This window comes from Paenibacillus sp. J22FR83 (assembly GCF_059691955.1).
Map to the genome: position 1 here is coordinate 556,430 of NZ_JCAUAM010000003.1, position 18,840 is coordinate 575,269.

At 44.5% G+C, this 18,840-nt stretch carries 23 protein-coding genes; 20 read left to right on the forward strand and 3 right to left on the reverse strand.

All coding sequences use genetic code 11. From position 1 onward, the window contains the following. Positions 1-29 precede the first annotated feature (29 nt). Positions 30-221, reverse strand: a complete 192-nt coding sequence (gene mciZ, locus AC58PV_RS08285) for a Z-ring formation inhibitor MciZ (protein ID WP_497431780.1) — start codon at positions 219-221, stop codon at positions 30-32. 94 nt (positions 222-315) lie between these two features. Between mciZ and AC58PV_RS08290 the strand changes: the two genes are divergently transcribed. From AC58PV_RS08290 to sigF, 17 genes are all read left to right on the forward strand, one after another. Next, positions 316-870, forward strand: a complete 555-nt coding sequence (locus tag AC58PV_RS08290; RefSeq protein ID WP_497431781.1) for an NUDIX hydrolase — start codon at positions 316-318, stop codon at positions 868-870. Beyond that, entirely contained in the window at positions 871-2,070 is a 1,200-nt protein-coding gene (locus AC58PV_RS08295) for an endonuclease Q family protein (protein WP_497431782.1), read from the forward strand. It abuts the gene before it with no gap. A gap of 221 nt (positions 2,071-2,291) precedes the next feature. Further along, positions 2,292-2,933 carry a stage II sporulation protein M gene (gene spoIIM, locus AC58PV_RS08300; RefSeq protein ID WP_497431783.1) on the forward strand — a complete coding sequence of 214 codons (642 nt, stop codon included), beginning with the start codon at positions 2,292-2,294 and terminating at the stop codon, positions 2,931-2,933. Positions 2,934-3,027: 94 nt separating this feature from the next. Continuing rightward, the gene (fur, locus tag AC58PV_RS08305; protein ID WP_497431784.1) at positions 3,028-3,498 is read left to right on the forward strand and encodes a ferric iron uptake transcriptional regulator; all 471 of its coding nucleotides are present in this window, start codon (positions 3,028-3,030) and stop codon (positions 3,496-3,498) included. Positions 3,499-3,680: 182 nt separating this feature from the next. Beyond that, the gene (gene ald / locus AC58PV_RS08310) at positions 3,681-4,811 is read left to right on the forward strand and encodes an alanine dehydrogenase (protein ID WP_497431785.1); all 1,131 of its coding nucleotides are present in this window, start codon (positions 3,681-3,683) and stop codon (positions 4,809-4,811) included. 57 nt (positions 4,812-4,868) lie between these two features. Further along, positions 4,869-5,105 (forward strand): DUF4227 family protein, encoded by a 237-nt coding sequence (locus AC58PV_RS08315; RefSeq protein ID WP_497431786.1) that lies wholly within the window; start codon positions 4,869-4,871, stop codon positions 5,103-5,105. Positions 5,106-5,191: 86 nt separating this feature from the next. Next, a complete protein-coding gene (gene xerD / locus AC58PV_RS08320) occupies positions 5,192-6,088 on the forward strand; it encodes a site-specific tyrosine recombinase XerD (protein WP_497431787.1) in 897 nt (298 codons plus the stop codon). 123 nt (positions 6,089-6,211) lie between these two features. Continuing rightward, positions 6,212-7,387, forward strand: a complete 1,176-nt coding sequence (gene deoB / locus AC58PV_RS08325) for a phosphopentomutase (RefSeq protein ID WP_497431788.1) — start codon at positions 6,212-6,214, stop codon at positions 7,385-7,387. A gap of 35 nt (positions 7,388-7,422) precedes the next feature. Then, the gene (locus AC58PV_RS08330; RefSeq protein ID WP_497431789.1) at positions 7,423-8,250 is read left to right on the forward strand and encodes a purine-nucleoside phosphorylase; all 828 of its coding nucleotides are present in this window, start codon (positions 7,423-7,425) and stop codon (positions 8,248-8,250) included. Positions 8,251-8,268: 18 nt separating this feature from the next. Next, the gene (locus tag AC58PV_RS08335; protein WP_497431790.1) at positions 8,269-9,123 is read left to right on the forward strand and encodes a purine-nucleoside phosphorylase; all 855 of its coding nucleotides are present in this window, start codon (positions 8,269-8,271) and stop codon (positions 9,121-9,123) included. Between the two features lie 157 nt (positions 9,124-9,280). Beyond that, positions 9,281-9,733, forward strand: a complete 453-nt coding sequence (locus AC58PV_RS08340) for a flagellar protein (protein ID WP_497431791.1) — start codon at positions 9,281-9,283, stop codon at positions 9,731-9,733. 147 nt (positions 9,734-9,880) lie between these two features. Beyond that, positions 9,881-10,264 carry a cupredoxin domain-containing protein gene (locus AC58PV_RS08345; protein ID WP_497431792.1) on the forward strand — a complete coding sequence of 128 codons (384 nt, stop codon included), beginning with the start codon at positions 9,881-9,883 and terminating at the stop codon, positions 10,262-10,264. A gap of 132 nt (positions 10,265-10,396) precedes the next feature. After that, positions 10,397-11,698 (forward strand): pyrimidine-nucleoside phosphorylase, encoded by a 1,302-nt coding sequence (locus tag AC58PV_RS08350; protein ID WP_497431793.1) that lies wholly within the window; start codon positions 10,397-10,399, stop codon positions 11,696-11,698. Between the two features lie 185 nt (positions 11,699-11,883). Beyond that, positions 11,884-13,059: a D-alanyl-D-alanine carboxypeptidase family protein gene (locus tag AC58PV_RS08355; RefSeq protein ID WP_497431794.1), complete on the forward strand. Its 1,176-nt coding sequence runs from the start codon at positions 11,884-11,886 to the stop codon at positions 13,057-13,059. A gap of 139 nt (positions 13,060-13,198) precedes the next feature. Next, positions 13,199-13,552, forward strand: a complete 354-nt coding sequence (gene spoIIAA, locus AC58PV_RS08360) for an anti-sigma F factor antagonist (protein ID WP_068661953.1) — start codon at positions 13,199-13,201, stop codon at positions 13,550-13,552. Continuing rightward, positions 13,549-13,995 (forward strand): anti-sigma F factor, encoded by a 447-nt coding sequence (gene spoIIAB / locus AC58PV_RS08365; protein ID WP_068661952.1) that lies wholly within the window; start codon positions 13,549-13,551, stop codon positions 13,993-13,995. Before spoIIAA ends, spoIIAB begins: the two co-directional genes overlap by 4 nt. Before the next feature lie 11 nt (positions 13,996-14,006). Further along, positions 14,007-14,762, forward strand: coding sequence for an RNA polymerase sporulation sigma factor SigF (sigF, locus tag AC58PV_RS08370; RefSeq protein WP_028554229.1), 756 nt, complete (start codon positions 14,007-14,009; stop codon positions 14,760-14,762). A gap of 140 nt (positions 14,763-14,902) precedes the next feature. Here sigF and AC58PV_RS08375 read toward each other — a convergent pair whose 3' ends face one another. Beyond that, positions 14,903-15,112 (reverse strand): DUF378 domain-containing protein, encoded by a 210-nt coding sequence (locus AC58PV_RS08375; protein ID WP_497431795.1) that lies wholly within the window; start codon positions 15,110-15,112, stop codon positions 14,903-14,905. Positions 15,113-15,303: 191 nt separating this feature from the next. Between AC58PV_RS08375 and AC58PV_RS08380 the strand changes: the two genes are divergently transcribed. From AC58PV_RS08380 to AC58PV_RS08390, 3 genes are read left to right on the forward strand one after another with little or no spacing between them, the layout of a single operon-like run. Continuing rightward, positions 15,304-15,936: a stage V sporulation protein AA gene (locus AC58PV_RS08380; RefSeq protein WP_497431796.1), complete on the forward strand. Its 633-nt coding sequence runs from the start codon at positions 15,304-15,306 to the stop codon at positions 15,934-15,936. Then, positions 15,933-16,355 carry a stage V sporulation protein AB gene (locus tag AC58PV_RS08385; RefSeq protein ID WP_497431797.1) on the forward strand — a complete coding sequence of 141 codons (423 nt, stop codon included), beginning with the start codon at positions 15,933-15,935 and terminating at the stop codon, positions 16,353-16,355. Before AC58PV_RS08380 ends, AC58PV_RS08385 begins: the two co-directional genes overlap by 4 nt. 24 nt (positions 16,356-16,379) lie before the next feature. After that, positions 16,380-18,023 carry a spore germination protein gene (locus AC58PV_RS08390; RefSeq protein ID WP_497431798.1) on the forward strand — a complete coding sequence of 548 codons (1,644 nt, stop codon included), beginning with the start codon at positions 16,380-16,382 and terminating at the stop codon, positions 18,021-18,023. Between the two features lie 378 nt (positions 18,024-18,401). On the opposite strand, the gene AC58PV_RS08395 is transcribed toward AC58PV_RS08390, so the two are convergent. Then, a partial coding sequence (locus AC58PV_RS08395; protein WP_497431799.1) for a transposase occupies positions 18,402-18,840 on the reverse strand: 439 nt, incomplete at its 5' end.

Here is an 18,840-nt window from a genome sequence, read left to right on the forward strand (position 1 = left end):
TGGCGCGGCTAATCGGTTTTCGTTTTATTTTAGGAGGAAACGATACGAAGTTGAGGGATATGGGTATATGAAGAAGTCTTCTGTGATATGTACAAGTGGGCTAAATATTCAACCAGTGGTTTGTTCGGATCTCCTTGTTGAAGCATCTGTTGCAATTGGTATTTAATTTCCCAGGCTTTACCTACAAGTCGAATTTGCTTGGCATCCACATAGCTCTTCATATCATTGACCCTCTTTTCAGGAAAATATTTGTTATAATGAACGATATGCAGGAAGTGGACAAGTTAGACCAAATAACCAAGATGAGGTGCTAAAATGACAGACCATAAGAAATTTGAAGAAGTAACGATAAGCAGTGAATTGATTTTCAAAGGTAAGATTATTTCACTGCAAGTAGACCAGGTGAAGTTGCCCAATGGTGGAACAGCTTCCCGTGAGATTGTCAAGCATCCAGGTGCAGTAGCCGTAATCCCGCTTCTGGGAGATAAAATGATCGTCGTAGAACAGTACCGTAAGCCGCTAGAGAAGAGCCAGGTAGAAATCCCTGCAGGGAAGCTAGATAGCGGTGAGGAGCCTCTGAGAGCGGCCTTGCGGGAGCTTGAGGAAGAGACAGGGTATCGGACAGATAACATTCGTTTGGTAAGTTCATTTTCGACGTCACCTGGGTTTGCGGATGAGATTATCCATTTATTCATAGCGGAAGATTTAGTTAAAGGGACAGCGAATCCAGACGAGGACGAGTTCCTTGATTGTGAAGCAATTTCCTTGGAACAAGCACAGCAGTATATGCGTGAGGGGCGTATCAGTGACGCCAAAACGATTATGGCAGTTTACGCTTGGCAGCTGTACAAGTTAACGGGACAGATTTAAATGTTGAAGGATTATTATGTGGATCTGCATATCCATATTGGCCGGACAGAGAAAGGTCAAGCTGTCAAAATTAGTGCAGCAAATAATCTAACCTTTTTCAATATTGCCCATGAAGCCGCGAACCGTAAGGGGATGGAGATGATCTCCATTATCGACACGCATTCTCCGACCGTTCAAGATGAGATCATGATGTATTTGGATAAAGGAGATATGGTGGAGCTCGATGGAGGGGGGATTGGGTATCGGAACACGTCCATCATCCTTGGAAGTGAAATTGAAGTGAGAGACCCTGGGATGGGGCCAGCCCATGTGCTAGCCTACCTACCCAATCTTCAAGTAATGCAGGAGTTTACGAAATGGATGAGCCGGCATATGAAAAATGCGGAGCTCAGTTCACAACGCATCTATGTGCCTGCTCGTGTGCTTCAGGAAGAGGTGTTGGGTAGAGGAGGCATTCTGGTCCCTGCGCACATCTTCACGCCCCACAAAAGCGTGTATGGCAGCGCTACGAAATGCATGAACGATTTGCTGGATGTGAAGCAAATTCCAGCCGTTGAACTTGGGCTAAGTGCCGATTCGGACATGGCAGGTTACATTTCAGAGTTGGATGATTTTACATTTCTAACGAATTCGGACGCGCATTCCTTAGCCAAAATAGGCCGAGAATATAATCAAATGAAACTGGCTGCACCAACCTTTGAGGAGTTAGTTAAGGCTCTTCAGCGTCAGGATGGAAGAGGCGTCACAGCCAATTATGGCTTGAATTCACGATTAGGAAAGTATCATCGAACCTATTGCAGTGTTTGTGATGCTGTGCTGATCGATGGCGAAACCATTGTGGAACGCTGCTTGGATTGTGGCAGTACCAAGATTGTGCGCGGCGTCATGGATCGCATCATGGCGATTGCGGATCGGGAGATGTCTTATCTTCCTGCACATCGTCCGCCTTACCATTTTCAAGTCCCCTTAGAATACATTCCGGGATTAGGCCCGAAGAAGTTAGAACAATTGCTTAGCTATTTTGGAACGGAAATGCAGGTTCTGCACCATGCGACTCCGGAGGAGTTAGGTGACATTGTTGGGGACGAGATTGCTGCTTATATTGTGAAGGCCCGGGAAGGAACCTTACATCTGGAAGTTGGTGGTGGAGGAAAGTACGGCAAAGTGAAAAAAACTTTTATCGAAGTCATTCGAGGATAAGCGACCGCTATTCCACCCCACAAAGTGATGACAAGCTTCGTAGTTAATTCCGATTACTTTGTGGGGACCCCGAGAGATGTTGTTTTTATCGCCAATAAGAATTTGATCTTCCGTATATCGGAAACTTATAAATTCTTATGTGGAGAAAAATCATTCATAGTTTCATCTTTTCGCTCATAAGCTTGTCTTTGTAGAGGTTGTACAAGGAGGGAGTGGCGAGTGTGAATAGGAACATTACGATGAAACAATATATGAAGGATAATTTGCCGTTATTTATATTCGTCTCTGTGCTCTTTGTGATTGGCGTTGTTTTCGGGGCTGTCATGGTTAATGCGCTTTCCTTGGAACAAAGGACCGAAATGACCCGCCATTTGGGCAGTTTTTTCCATGAAATTAATGAAGGCATCGAAATTGACAGCAGGCAATCTTTTAGTCAAGCATTCGGTATGCATATGAAGTGGATCTTATTAATCTGGTTGTTTGGCTTATCGATTATTGGTTTGCCGCTGATCTTAGTGTTGGATTTTCTAAAAGGTGTGCTGATTGGTTTCACAGTCGGATACCTTGTGGGTCAAATGTCGTGGAAAGGAATGCTTTTCGCGCTTGTGGCTGTTGTTCCACAAAATTTAATAGTCATACCAGCGATTCTTTTCTGCAGTGTGGCCGCGATGTCGTTCTCGATCTATATTATAAAACATAGGTTTATGAGTCGGAGTGGTAACATTTACCAGCCCTTCATGAGATATACAACCATCACGTTAGTGATGGGAGGGTTCCTTTTAGCAGCCGCTTTATTAGAAGGATACTTCTCCCAATACATGATGAAATGGGTAACCCCAATGCTGGTGGGGGTTTATGGGTAATGAATTGTGTTTGACTTTGTAAGTTCGCTCCCCCTATAATGAAAAGAGTGGCTAAAAATGGGCTAGGATGCCCACCTTTCTGAGGGGGAGGCATATGGAAGCAAGGATCGAGAAAATCAAACAACAATTACAATCCCAGGGGTACAAGCTTACGCCTCAACGGGAAGCTACCGTTCGCGTTCTGCTGGAGAATGAACAAGATCATCTAAGTGCAGAAGATGTGTTCATGCTTGTGAAAGATAAAGCGCCAGAGATCGGACTTGCAACCGTGTACCGTACGTTAGAACTTCTGAGTGAACTGCATGTCTTGGAGAAAATGAATTTTGGCGACGGTGTTGCACGTTATGATCTGCGTGACGATAATTCGCGACATCATCATCATCACTTAATTTGTGTGCAATGCGGAGCCGTAGACGAAATTATGGAAGACTGGCTCGGACCTTTCGAAGAACGGTTAGAAGCTGAATTTCATTTTCAAGTCTTAGATCATCGTCTTGATTTCCAAGGCATTTGCTACCGTTGTAATGAACGAGGGAAACCGGACTCATTGGAGAAATCCCACTAACAGTTGCCGTAAGGCTGCTGTTCAATTTATGAAAATGCCTGTCTGCAGTCAAATGCATACAGGCATTTTTGTGTTTGCATCATATGCTAATTAGTAGCTGAGAGTTAGCTTACTGTCACATAATTGGTAAGGGAGTCGGGGTACATTATAGACGAATCAACCGAAGGAAGAAGGTGGCGAGTATGTCGAAACCAAGCCTAGTCGTTGGCGTTCCTAAAGAAATTAAGAATAATGAAAATCGGGTTGCACTGACCCCGGGTGGCGCAGGAATGCTGCAAATGTCTGGTCATCGTGTGTTGGTCGAGGCGGGAGCAGGTATTGGCAGTGGATTCTCGGATGAGGATTACAAGCAAGAAGGCGCCGCAATAATAGCCCATGCCGTTGATGTGTGGGCGCAAAGCGATATGATTATGAAAGTGAAAGAGCCATTGCCTACGGAATATGGCTACTTCAAAGAAGGTCAGATTTTATTTACGTACTTGCACTTAGCAGCAGCTAATGATCTCGCAACTCAGTTGTTAGAGAAGAAAGTAATAGGTATCGCCTACGAGACGATTCAACTTCCGAATGGCTCTCTGCCCTTGTTAACCCCGATGAGCGAAGTAGCAGGACGGATGTCTGTACAAATAGGAGCTCATTATCTCGAGAAATTTTATGGCGGCCGCGGCATTCTGCTTGGCGGAGTTCCTGGTGTTCCACCTGCGGACGTAATTATTCTAGGTGGTGGGATTGTTGGCACGAATGCAGCTAAGATGGCATTAGGACTTGGTGCTAATGTCGTTATTATTGAACGAAGTGCAGATCGGATGCGAGCATTGGATGACATTTTCGGAGGACATCTTCGTACCTTGATGTCCAATCCATATAATATTGCAAGCGCAGTCCAAAAGGCAGATCTGCTCATAGGCGCAGTTCTGATCCCCGGAGCTAGAGCTCCCCGATTAGTGACAGCGGCTATGGTTCAAAGCATGAAGCCTGGAGCTGTCATTGTGGATGTCGCTGTCGATCAAGGGGGTTCGATCGAAACGATTGATCGTGTAACGACTCATAGTGATCCAACCTATGAGAAGTTCGGCGTCCTGCATTACGCGGTTGCGAACATGCCAGGGGCCGTTCCGCGTACATCAACGCTTGCATTGACGAATGTCACCTTGCCTTACGCATTGGAGTTGGCGAACAAAGGGTTCACACAAGCCCTAGCAGAGAACTACACACTTCAGCTAGGTGTTAATACGTACAAAGGGAGTGTTACCCACCCAGCGGTAGCTGAAGCGCTTGGGATGCCCTACACCAAGTTGAATGATCTGTCATAATCGTGGGCCGAGCCTCATATTCTGTTCCTAAGAATGGAATGGAAATGAGGCCGAGCTATGATATTTTCCTATCGAAAATTAATTGTTCGCTTGCAGTATATTCTGGTGTTTGTAGCGCTGACGGTCGTCTTGTATCAAGTGCTGTTAGCTGTATCCAGCTGGATTCAGCCTGTGAACAAATACAAAGCCCCGACGGGGAAATCCGTTAAGGTGTTCGGTCAAAGCGAGCATGTTTCCTTTGATTCGAGCTCAATGAGCGAGCGATTGCGTTTGTTTTATTGGTATGGTGAGTAAGTCGCAAAATAAAGGAATATCTGCCCTCATCGTGGAATGCTATTATAAGGAATGAATAGCAGGTAAGCGAGGGAGAGACTGACATAATGACGAGTGAACTGCAATCCTTCATCCAATTTCTGAAGACTGAACGGGGACTTTCACGGAGTACTCTTGAATCCTACGAAAGAGATCTCTTTCAACTAGTTACCTATCTTGAGATGCAAGGTATTACAAGCTGGCGGGAAACAGGTAAAGTGCATATTGGGAGTTATCTATTACAGTTGAAAACGCTCGGACGAGCTTCAGCAACGTTATCACGAATACGCGTTTCATTACGCTCTTTTTTTCAATATATGGTGAAAGAACGACTCCTTGATTCTGATCCTTCTGTATTCATCGAGGTTCCTAAGTTGGAGAAGAGGATACCTAAGGTTCTCAGCATTCATGAGGTTGAAAAGTTGTTAGAGGCGCCTCAAACCCAGCAGGTCAACGGTGCACGAGATAAAGCTATGCTTGAATTACTTTACGCTACAGGCATTCGTGTTTCTGAACTCGTCGCACTTAATATGACCGATGTGAATTTAGAGATGGGCTTCATTCGATGTATTGGCAAAGCAGAGAAAGAACGGATCATTCCGATTAGTGGCATTGCCATTCGTATGATCGATAGCTATATTCATGTCCATCGTATCAAACTGCTCAAAAGATCGGTAGACGAGGAAGCGCTCTTTATCGGACACTTAGGTACTCGGATGACGCGGCAGGGTTTCTGGAAAATAATGAAGCGGTATGCGTTAGAAACGAAAATTACGAACGAAATTACGCCTCATACGCTTCGACATTCCTTCGCTGCTCATTTAATTGAGAATGGTGCGGATTTGCGTTCTGTACAAGAAATGCTTGGACATTCCGACATTTCCTCGACTCAGTTGTATGTGCAGGTTACGAAGATCAAAATGAAGGATGTTTATAATCGCGCACACCCGAGAGCCCATTTATGATGGTATAAAGATCGACAGCGGCACTTCCAACCGGAATTGCTGCTGTTTTGCATTCGTGGGTTGGAAGTGGGATAATGAAGGGTGGATATCATTACAATTAGGAATTGATTTGGAGGGACATCGGTGCGCTTTGAACGAATTAGTTTGATCGTATTAGATAGCGTAGGCATCGGAGAATTGCCGGATGCTGATCAGTTTGGTGATTTAGGAGCACACACACTTGGTCATATAGCAGAGAAAGTAAGCGGCTTTGCGCTGCCACACTTGCAGCAAATGGGACTAGGCAATATTGCACATATTCAGGGGATTCCACCTGTATCGTCTCCAGAAAGTTATTATGGCAAAATGGCAGAAGTGTCCGTTGGCAAAGATACGATGACAGGTCACTGGGAATTAATGGGGCTTCGTATCTCTACACCATTCAAAGTATTCCCAGACGGTTTTCCTGAGGCCTTAATCTCACAGTTTGAGCAAGAGACAGGGCGGAAGGTGATTGGCAATAAACCAGCTTCGGGGACTGAGATTCTGGATGAGCTCGGTGAAGAACAAATGAAAACAGGCGCTTGGATTGTCTACACGTCTGCTGATAGTGTTTTTCAATTGGCGGCCCATGAAGACATCATTCCTTTAGATGAGCTGTACCGCGCTTGCGAGATTGCTCGCAGACTAACGATGCAAGATGATTTTGCCGTGGGGCGTGTTATTGCAAGGCCTTATCTAGGTACGCCAGGAGCGTTTAAACGAACACCTAACCGTCATGATTACGCAGTCAAACCACCAGAGCCTACTGTCATGAATAAACTGAAGGATGCTGGTTGGGATGTTATCGCTATTGGCAAAATTAATGATATCTTTGACGGTGAAGGGGTCACGAAAGCGACCTCGACGAGGAGCAATTTGGATGGCATTCAAAAAACGATTGATGTGCTTGGAACGTCATTTAAAGGTCTAGCTTTTACCAATTTGGTTGATTTCGATTCCTTATATGGCCATCGACGTGATCCTGAGGGATACGGTAGGGCATTAGAAGAGTTTGATGCCTATGTACCACAATTGAAAGCGGGCCTTGGGCCAAATGATCTGCTTATCTTAACTGCGGACCATGGGAACGATCCTGTTCATGCAGGGACTGATCATACACGCGAGTATGTACCGGTTTTGCTATATAGCCCTTGTTTCCAATCACCCGTTTCCTTGGGAATTCGGAGTACCTTCGCAGATTTAGGTGCGACAATCGCTGACAACTTTGGCGTAGAACCAACTAAGTATGGTGAGAGTTTTCTACATCTCTTGAAATAAAGCCGGAATACATAAATTTGAGGAGGCATGCAAACATGTCAGGAACATCCATGATGCAAGAAATTAAAGAAGCAGCAGCATTTATTAAAAGCGAAACAAATATCACGCCACAAATTGGTCTTATTCTCGGTTCAGGTCTAGGTGTTCTAGCAGATTTGATTGAACAACCCATCGTTATCGACTATTCACGTATTCCGCACTTCCCTGTCTCAACTGTGGAAGGACATGCTGGAGAGCTTGTTGTGGGCTCCATCAAGGGTAAACAAGTTCTCATAATGAAAGGGCGCTTCCATGCTTATGAAGGGTATGGCGCTGAGACGGTATCTTTTCCTGTCCGTGTAATGAAAGAACTCGGTGTACAAACTTTAATTGTTACCAACGCTGCAGGCGGGATCAATGAGTCCTATCAAGTTGGCGATCTTATGGTGATCAGCGACCATCTGAATATGACGTTCCGCAATCCGTTAATTGGACCGAACGATTCCGCTCTAGGCGTTCGTTTCCCAGATATGTCGGAAGCATACAGTAAACGTCTGCGCAAGTTAGCGCATGATGTTGCGGCAACCCAGGATTTTAAACTACAAGAAGGTGTATACGTGGGATTGCTCGGTCCTAACTATGAAACACCGGCTGAAATTCGCATGTTCCGTACATTGGGTGGAGACTCGGTTGGAATGTCTACTGTTCCTGAGGTTATCGTCGCTCGCCATGCGGGCATTGAAGTATTAGGCTTTTCTTGTATTTCCAATATGGCATCGGGTATATTAGATCAACCGCTATCGCATGCAGAAGTTATGGAAACGACGGAGAAGGTTAAACCTAAGTTCTTGAAGCTGGTCCTCGGGATTATTGAAGCGCTATAAGCAGAAAAGGAGAACAACATGACATTGACTTACTTGCAACAAATCAAAGAGGCTGCTAGCTTCATCCAATCGCGTTTAGGTGGTGTGTCACCATCCATTGGACTCGTTCTAGGTTCAGGTCTTGGTGATATGGCCAATCAGGTTGAGCAGCCAATCGCAATTGACTATAGTGAGGTTCCTCATTTCCCAGTATCGACGGTAGAGGGGCATGAAGGCCGTTTTGTGATAGGTACGTTGGAAGGCAAACAAGTTATCGTGATGCAAGGACGTTTTCATTATTATGAAGGCTACGATATGCAAAAAGTGGTATTCCCTGTTTATGTGATGAAAGCGATCGGGGTGCAGACCGTTGTTATGACGAACGCCGCGGGAGGCATGAATCGCTCCTTCCAAGCTGGTGATTTGATGTTGATTAGTGATCACCTCAATATGACAGGTGCTAACCCGCTGATTGGGCCGAATCATGCTGAACTTGGCGTTCGTTTTCCTGATATGTCTGAAGCCTATAATCGTGACTATCGCCATCTTGCTCGTAAGTTGGCAACAACTGTGATCGGAGAGGATGGTTGCCCACTCCAGCTGCAAGAAGGTGTATATGCGGGCATTACAGGTCCTACCTACTGCACGCCTGCAGAGTTGACGATGCTTGCGCGTATCGGTGGTGATGCAATCGGTATGTCTACTGTAGGCGAAGTAATTGCAGCTCGACACGCCGGTCTTAAAGTTCTAGGCATATCTTGTATTACAGATATGGCTATTGGTGAAGAGCTTGAACCTTTGACACATGAGCAGGTTGTAGCTGTGGCCAATCGAACGAAGCCCAAATTTATTGCGTTGGTGAAAGCTTTCGTGCGCGAAGTTCAATTGGGATAAAAGGGATTGGGAAATAATCATGATTTATTGTGGATATTAGCTCCTTAAGACCTATCCTTCGTATGGGACTCATGATAGAATGTAGTTAATTAGAACTATATTCGATGATAATTTCTCAGAGAGAGATTACCTATTCCATAGAAGGATGTGTTGGAGCATGGCAGTTCCTGGGCAACTCATGGTGGCCAATTGCCCGCGCTGCGGGAAAGTATTTCAAAGAAATCTACGCAACCAATGCATGGATTGCAGCACCAGCATCAACGACCAATTAATGGATTGTGTGAATTATCTCCGTAGAAATTACCGTTCATCCAATGAGCAGGTTTGTGCTGCTACAGGCGTTTCCAATATTCAATTACAAGTGTGGATGAAAGAAGGCAAGTTACAGCTTTCTGATTATCCTAATTTAAGTTACCAATGTGCTTCATGTGCAGAACCAATTCGTGTGCATAAGCTGTGTGTAAGTTGCAGCACGCGTCTCACTCGTGATATTAGAAAGCTCTCAGAGAGTGGAAGCGCAGCGGCGTCGCAGCCAATAAAGCAATCTGACTGGAAACCTCAGAGTAATCCAGGAGGCTTCAAAATCAGTGATCGTTGGAATCGCGTGTAATTTGTTCTGGAATGGGCAATAGTAAGATAGAGTTCAGTTCACAATTCTGTCACGAAATAGTCAAAGTTTTGCCACGGACTAGATATGGGATTATTCTCTGATGTTAGGTAGAATAGATGAAGTGAACACACGATGAGGGGGATATGCATGCAAAAGTGGATTTTCTTTGTACTATTTATACTTGCGGGCGCATTGGGGCTGGGAGTCCTCTTTCAAGATATTTCTGATCGCCAAGAGGCACAGGAAGCCGAGGCTGCCGCTGGTAAAATGCAACAGCTGAAACTAGTTGCTTCAAACTGGCAGTTCGATACGCCAGAGTACACAATCAAAAAAGGTGAGCCTACGAAAGTATCTTTATCTTTAAAAGAAGGCGTACACGCGATTGAAATTGTTGGGTTGGATATTAAGCTTGATAAAGAAAACCCTTCGAAAGAAATTACGTTTGACAAACCAGGTACATATGAAATTGATTGTGTTCTTCCTTGCGGCGAAGGACATGCCAAAATGAAGTCTAAATTAATTGTACAATAATCTTCATAGATGACAGATGAGAGGGGGCTACTAGCTCCCTTTTTTCTATTATTCTGATTGTGATGTAAGATGGATGTAAAGCGGATGCTTACGATGTCAGTTTTCTGGCGAAAACGTTAAGGAGGCAATATCATGAGAATGGTTGATTTAATACATAAGAAACGTGTTAGTGAAGCACTAAATGAACAGGAAATTACGTTTATCATTAATGAATATACCGCGGGGACAATACCTGATTATCAAATGTCCGCCTTCTTGATGGCGACTTTCTTAAATGGCATGACGGATGAAGAAACCTCGTTTCTTACGTTAGCGATGGCGGGATCAGGTGAAATGATTGATTTATCTGCAATTGCCGGGGTGAAAGTAGATAAACATTCCACGGGTGGCGTGGGGGATAAAGTAAGCCTTATTGTTGGGCCTGTGGTTGCTTCCCTTGGTATACCTGTTGCGAAGATGTCAGGAAGAGGCTTGGGGCACACAGGCGGAACGATAGATAAGTTAGAATCCATTCCAGGATTTCAGATTGAGTTGTCGAAAGAAGCCTTTATTGAAGCAGTGAACACGAACAAAATTGCTATTGTTGGACAAAGTGGTAATTTGGCTCCTGCGGATAAGAAAATCTATGCTTTGCGTGATGTGACGGCTACGGTGGATTCAATCCCATTGATCGCAAGTTCTATCATGAGTAAGAAGATTGCGTCTGGCGCGGAAGCGATTGTCTTGGATGTGAAAATTGGTTCCGGTGCTTTTATGAAAACGGTCGAGGATGCCAGAGTGCTCGCACGTACAATGGTCGATATCGGAACGCGCCTGAATCGGAAAACGATCGCGATGATAACCGATATGGATCAGCCACTTGGCAGAGAGATCGGCAACGCGAATGAAATTCGAGAATCTATCGAGGTGCTGCGCGGAACAGGAGACAGAGAGCTAACGGAAGTTGCGATTTCAGTTGCCGCTTATATGGCAGTCCTAGGTAAGGTGTTTACCTCCTTTGAGGAGGCGCAGGAAGCTGTTCGTGACATCATTATCAATGGAAAGGCTTTGGATACGTTTAAACGTTTTATAGCCAACCAAGGTGGCGACTCGCGCGTTGTTGATCAACCTGAGTTATTGCCAACGGCCGCATATCATAGCGAGGTTCTGGCCCAGCAAGCTGGTTTCATTAATGAGATTCAAGCAGAACATATCGGAATTGCAGCTATGGTCCTTGGTGCGGGGCGAGCGAAGAAGGAAGACGCTATTGATTATGCGGTAGGACTGACGTTAAATAAAAAGATAGGGGATGCGGTACAAGTAGGGGAATCCATATGTACCATCCATGCGAATCGCCAAGATGTGGCTGAGGTTGAAGGCATGATTCGTGATGCCTATAAAATTACGTCAACGCAGCCAGCACCGAAACAATTAATTTATGATGTCATCGAATAATAATAGTTACGAGTAAGTCGCACGGAGAAAGCACTTTTCTAACGGAAGGTGCTTTTTCTCGTTGTGGCTTATTTTCACGGGCATGGAATAATTTACAGGAAATTCGTCAACACTGATTAGCAGTCATTCATGCTGCAAAATGCCAAAACTTTCACTTCATACATCACAGGAGGGGTACAATTGCTATGCGAAAAAAAGGGCTAATCAGTTTAATTTGTTTGGGGCTAAGTATGATGCTGGCCCTGCCAGCGGCTTATGCGGCCGAAACGAAAGTAGAGCCAGTGGATCTTACACCGAATGCGCTGTCTGCTGTTCTCATGGATGCGGATACGGGCACGGTAATTGCGGAGAAGAATAAGGATGCCAAACTTCCGCCAGCGAGTATTACCAAAATCATGACGATGTTATTGATTATGGAAGCCGTTGACAAAGGCACCCTCAAAATGGATGAGAAAGTCAGCGTTAGTGAATATGCGGCTTCCATGGGGGGCTCACAGATTTTCTTAGAGCCAGGTGAACAAATGTCTGTTCAAGAAATGCTGAAGGGCATTGCAATGGCTTCAGGAAATGATGCCTCTGTTGCTATGGCAGAGAAAATTGCCGGATCGGAAGAAAATTTTGTTGCCATGATGAATGAGCGAGCAGGGCAACTCGGGATGAAGAACACCCATTTCTCTAACTGTAATGGACTTCCTGTGGCGAATCACTACACAACCGCGAATGATATTGCGATTATGTCACGTGAGCTTCTGAAGCATGAAGGGATTACGAATTTTACAGGTGCCTACCAAGATTATTTACGCAAAGACTCACCTAAGCCGTTCTGGCTTGTAAATACGAATAAATTAGTACGTTTCTATAGCGGAGCCGATGGATTGAAAACAGGCTACACCAGTGAAGCCAAATTCTGTTTGTCAGCCACAGCGAAAAGAGATAATTTACGTGTTGTTGCTGTGGTACTAGGTGAGCCTAATACCAAAACACGAAATGCGGAAGTAACGAAGTTGTTTGATTATGCTTTCGCGCAATATACGAATTATCCATTGTTCAAAACGGGAGATAGCTTAGGAAGCTTCACGATCAATAAAGGCCAAGTATCAACGGTACCTTTAGTTGCGCGTCAAAATTATAGCATTTTAATGAAAAAAGGAACGGACACGGCAAATATCCGACATGAATTGCAACTTGATCCAAGCTTGAGAGCGCCCGTAACAGAAGGTCAACCGATTGGTAAAATCATGGTCTACAATGGGGATAATGTCTTAGCTGAGTACCCTTTGGCATCTCCACAAGCTGTTGACAAAGCCTCTTGGTGGAAACTGTTCAAGCGCACAACATCGCAATTGTTTACCACGGATTAATGCGGAAAACGGCGAATCGAAGATGATGTGATCGAGTAATTTGCCTACTTTTAGCGGTTTTCTTCTAGTTTTGTCGGGGGGCAGGAATTGCCCGCTCAGGTGTAGAAACTACTGTTCATGACCGAAGGGAGTGAACATATTGGGCCTGCAAATTGAGTTTGAGCAAGGCAGAAGAGCGCTGATTGTTAGATTGAAAGGCGAGCTGGATCATCATGCGGCAGATAGTGTGAAGGCGAGGATGGAGGATGCGATTGCGAAAGAGCAGACGCACCACTTGATTCTTAGTTTGAAAGATCTCTCCTTCATGGATAGCTCAGGGCTTGGTGTTATTCTTGGTCGTTACAAGCAAATCACGAGCAAAGGCGGCAAAATGGTCGTCTGTGACGTGTCACCGGCCGTTTATCGATTGTTCGAGCTTTCAGGGATGTTTAAAATTGTGACGATTCAAGATAATGAGCGTAATGCAATGTCCAGTTTGGAGGTTGCCTTATGAGTGAACGTAACTTTATGACCCTGCAATTTGCCAGCCGATCTGAGAATGAAGCATTTGCGCGTGTAGCAGTCGCTGCATTCGTTTCGCAGTTAGATCCAACATTAGATGAATTGACGGATATCAAAACGGTTGTATCTGAAGCCGTAACGAATTCGATTATACATGGTTATAACAATAATACGGATGGTGTCATTACCATTTCAGCTGAAATTGATGATGACACGATTCGTTTAACAATTGAGGACAAGGGTGAAGGTATTGCTGATTTAGAGCAAGCGAAAGAGCCCTTGTACACGTCGAAACCAGAGCTTGAGCGCTCTGGAATGGGTTTTACAATTATGGAAAATTTCATGGACGAAGTGGAAGTTGTGACGGCCGTCGGAATCGGAACGAAAATAAACATGTTGAAGCGAATTGAATCTAAAAAAGCTTTATACAATTAGGGGTAGGATCTATGGATGTTGATCTGAAGCATGCTTCTCATAGTTATTTAGACGATTCGGAAGTCAAACGGTTAATCGCCCTCAGCCAATCCGGAGATGGACTCGCTAGAGAAACACTTGTCAGCTGCAATATCCGTTTGGTGTGGTCCGTGGTTCAGCGCTTTTTGAACCGTGGTTACGAAGCCGAAGACTTGTTCCAGATCGGGTGCATTGGACTATTGAAGTCCGTGGACAAATTCGATCTATCGTATGATGTCAAATTCTCGACCTATGCCGTACCGATGATTATCGGGGAAATACAGCGGTTTCTGCGGGATGACGGCACCTTAAAGGTAAGTCGCTCTCTGAAGGAGCTTGCGAATAAAATTCGCAAGACGAAGGATGAGCTTTCGAAACGCTTGGGAAGGCTCCCAACGATCAAAGAGGTTGCCGAAGAGCTGATGATTACACCGGAGGAGGTCGTGTTCGCGCAAGAGGCGAATAAACCTCTCTCATCGATTCATGAGACGGTATTTGAGAATGATGGAGATCCCATCACGCTCATGGACCAAATTTCAGACGAATCAGGAGAGAAATGGTTCGAGAAGTTAGCCTTGAATGAGGCAATTGGGACGCTCTCAGAGCGTGAAAGGCTTATTGTCTATCTCCGTTATTTCCGAGATCAGACGCAATCGGAAGTGGCTAGCCGGCTAGGCATATCGCAAGTGCAGGTATCGCGTTTGGAAAAGAAGATTCTGCAATCGATCAAAGATCAGATTGCTCAATAATGGTTCGGTCTATGTAGTGAATAAACCGTGCTCCCTATGGGAGTACGGTTTTTCTGTGTATATACATATAGCCGCTAATTTCCCATGATGATAGTTATCAGGGATGATAAGCGGCTTGTATGATATACACCGAACTCTTTTTACCTTGCGGAATAACGGTCTACAGCATAAAATCTGACGCAATATATCCCGCATAAACCTACGAGGGTGTATACGATACGACTTATCCCTGAGGATTCACGGTGTGAATCTCCCCCGAGCAGAGCAGAAACTAAATCCCATTCGAAAAGCCCAACTAGAAGCCAATTCAGCGCACCAATGATGACAAGTGTCAACGCGAATTTTGCCATGTTATCACCTTCTTTATATGGAATAAGTATTCGTATTCCCTATTTAACATGCCTTGCTATAACCGACTTTATGCATGGAGAATTTACCAGATCGTGAATGGATTACACAAAGGTAGGAATTTGCATACTATTTCTAGACATGGATGACTGCAGGCAGAATTGACAGTGTTAAGCTCTGAGAGGGGTGAACCATGGTCCAGATCGTGAATAAATATTTATACATACGTCTGCGCCGCAAAGCGCGCGTTCGCAAGGGTCAGATCGTAAGACTGCACCATATTGCACAGCTATTTGTCGATCCTGAATATGAACAAGCACTGAACGAAATGATTATTCATCAACCTCAGCAAGAGGATGGGAATCGCGTACTCATCGACATGCTATTAATCATTCGTAAAGTAAAGAAGCAGTTCCCTGAACTGCAAGTTGAACATTTTGGTGAACCACATGTGCTGTTGGAGATATATACCGATAATAAGAAGGCTAATCCGCTTCTCATTGGGGTCGTTTGGCTGCTTTTATTTATTGGCTCAGGGCTGGCGATTATGAATTTCCACGCAGACGTGTCCATGCTAGCCGTACATCAGCGAATATATGAATTGATGACAGGTAAAAAGGTGGATCATCCACTCATCTTGCAAATCCCTTATTCGATTGGCATCGGAGCAGGCATGGTCCTCTTCTTCAACCATCTGTTTAAAAAGAAATTCAATGAAGAACCGAGTCCATTGGAAGTTGAGATGTTCATGTATCAAGAAAACATTAATCATTATGTGATTACAGAAGAATACTCCAAAATTAACGAAGAAGAGGATGCGAAGTGATTACGCTGTTCGGGGAATCTTTCCTAGCCGCGTTCATCGGATTAGCTGGGGGTATTGCAGTCGGGAGTGGTATGGTCGCCTTCCTAGTCGTTCTAGATATCATCCCTAGGTTAGCGCAAATCACACGTTCATTTTCCAAAATTCACGCATATGAAGCAGCGGTTGTATTAGGTTCACTCCTGTTTACTTGGGTTGATTTCAGTGATTTGCATCTGCACTTATTCCCGATGGGTGCGGCACTTTTTGGCTTATTTGCAGGTTGCTTCGTTGGTTTACTAGCTGCAGCGCTGACTGAAATCGTCAACGTACTGCCCATTTTGGCTAAAAGAGTAGGGATGGATTCCTATCGGATTGTGCTCTTAATGGCTATGATTTTCGGAAAAGTTATCGGTTCCTTGTTTGAATGGATATTTTATTAAAGGGCGGAGGAAGGTGGCGCACCCATGAAATTTTTAGTTAGAAATGATCAACAAGATGAAAAAGAAAATTTGCAAGAATTGCACGCAGATGAGAATCAAGGGAATAATGACCATAAACATGAAGAGAAGCTGGCTATCGATGAGGAAGGGAATTTATCACCCTATAATCCCATTACGAATATGACACCTCAAGAGAAGGCACTTAAGATTCAAGAGGATATTCCGAAAAGCCTGCGAGACGTACAGCGTGTATTGGAAGAACGGGTTGGATTGAATCGAAGTTTTGACCTTGTGATGCGTGAGATGGTGTTTGGGGACAAGCGGGTAGGCATCTTCTATTGCAACGGCTTCGCGAAAGATACCGTACTGACGGATATCATTACACGATTGACTTATGCAGACAGTGAAGAAGTTGCTCACCATACGTTGGAGACGTTTATAGAGAAACTAATTCCACATATTCAAGTGAAGCATTATACGAAAATGTCTGAGATTGTTGGACAAGTGTTAATGGGCGGTACTGCCTTCTTTATTGAGGGAGTTACGACAGCTATCGCGGTAGATGCCAAAACCTTTCCTATTCGCTCAATTGCTGAACCAGATCTAGAGCGTGTGGTCAGGGGTTCACGTGATGGTTTCGTAGAAACGCTGTTAACGAACGTTACGCTCGTTAGACGCCGCATTCGTGATGAGCGGTTTAAATTAGAAATTATGCAAATTGGTAAGCGTACGAAGACTGATGTATGTATCGGATATATTAACGATATTGCCGATGCTTCACTTATCCAAGATGTGAAAGATAAAATGAAATCAGTAGAGATCGATGGGTTGCCCCTAGGTGAGAAACAATTAGAGGAAATGATTGTAAATAAGGGTTGGAATCCATATCCCATGGTGCGTTATTCAGAGCGTCCAGACGTAGTCTCAGCACATCTACTCGAAGGGCATGTCTGCGTGTTTGTGGATACATCTCCAAGTGTTATGATTTTGCCGACGACCTTTTTCCACCATGTACAGCATGCGGAGGAATATCGGAATACACCTTTTATCGGAACCTATTTGAGATGGGTACGTTTCGCAGGTATTATGATGTCGATATTCTTGCTGCCGCTTTGGTATCTCATGGTGATGGAGCCTTCCTTAAAGCCAGCAGGGCTTGAATTCCTTGGTCCGCAGAAAGAGGGGACGTTACCGCTCCTTATTCAATTCCTGATAGCGGATATAGGGATCGACCTGATGCGGATGGCAGCGGTACATACCCCTTCACCTCTTGCTACTGCGATGGGGTTGGTGGCCGCGATCTTGGTCGGAGATATAGCCGTTAAGACTGGCCTCTTCATTAACGAAGTCATCCTTTATCTTGCGCTAGCGTCGATCGGGATGTTCGCTACGCCAAGCTACGAATTAGGTTTGGCGAATCGCATCGTGAGGTTAGCGTTATTAATCACAGTATCTATATTTGGCGTTCCTGGATTCGTGATAGGTTCAACGTTGTGGCTCATCATGTTGGCTTCAAAAAAATCCTACGATGCCCCCTATATGTGGCCGTTTATCCCGTTCAATGCCAAAAGCTTCTTCGCCATATTGCTTCGTCGTCCTGTACTCGCAAGTAAAACTAGGCTTAGTATTACGAAGCCGATTGATGGTACCCGTCAGCCCAAAACCTAGTGTGAAAAGGACAGGAATCTTTCCCAATGTCATTAAGATAAATTCAATGACAAGACCAAGAACAATTATGAAATCGAAACGGCATGGGAAAAACACCTGTGCCGTTTGTTTTTTTATGCAAGCATAAAAAAAGTGCATAGCAAACAAGCGGATGGACAATCCGCTAAAAAAATGTTCATATGAGCCGAATTATGCTACTCTGTAGACGAAGCTAACCGATGATTTATAGCGGGTTTTGCGCGTATTCTGCTGCCCTGGGCGAATGGGACGAATCGGCAAAACGTTTCTGCGAATCAATGCTTCAACATCGGACGGGGGTTCATTGTCACTTGAGCGCAGGAAATGTCTACAAACGTGAACGGCAACCGTAAAGTTGACTTAGTATTGGTGCCGTTTATGCATTTGGGAAATGACGACGTGCGAGGTCATCATTTCAGCGAAGTTGTACATGATCATTCTTGCGAAAATCTCTTGTATGACGGACTCTCGTCTTTTTGCGTGAAAATTCGTCAGACCGACGGTGTATTTTAATGCCCTGAACGAGGTTTCAATCCCCCATCGCATGTTATATATGGATTTAAGTTCATCGGGTGGAAAATTGTCGGCAGGAAGATTCGTAATGACAGTTTCATACGTGCCATTAGGCAGTATGAATCGAACAACCCGAAAAGAAATCGGGTAAAACAAGTTCTCCTGCAAATCCAAAAAATCAAAGGTGGACGTGGAAGGGACGAACTTGTAAATTTCGGGATGCGCCTTTACCTCTTTGGTTTGTTTTTTTGTGAGTGTCAGATGAACTTCTTTATCAAATGAGTTG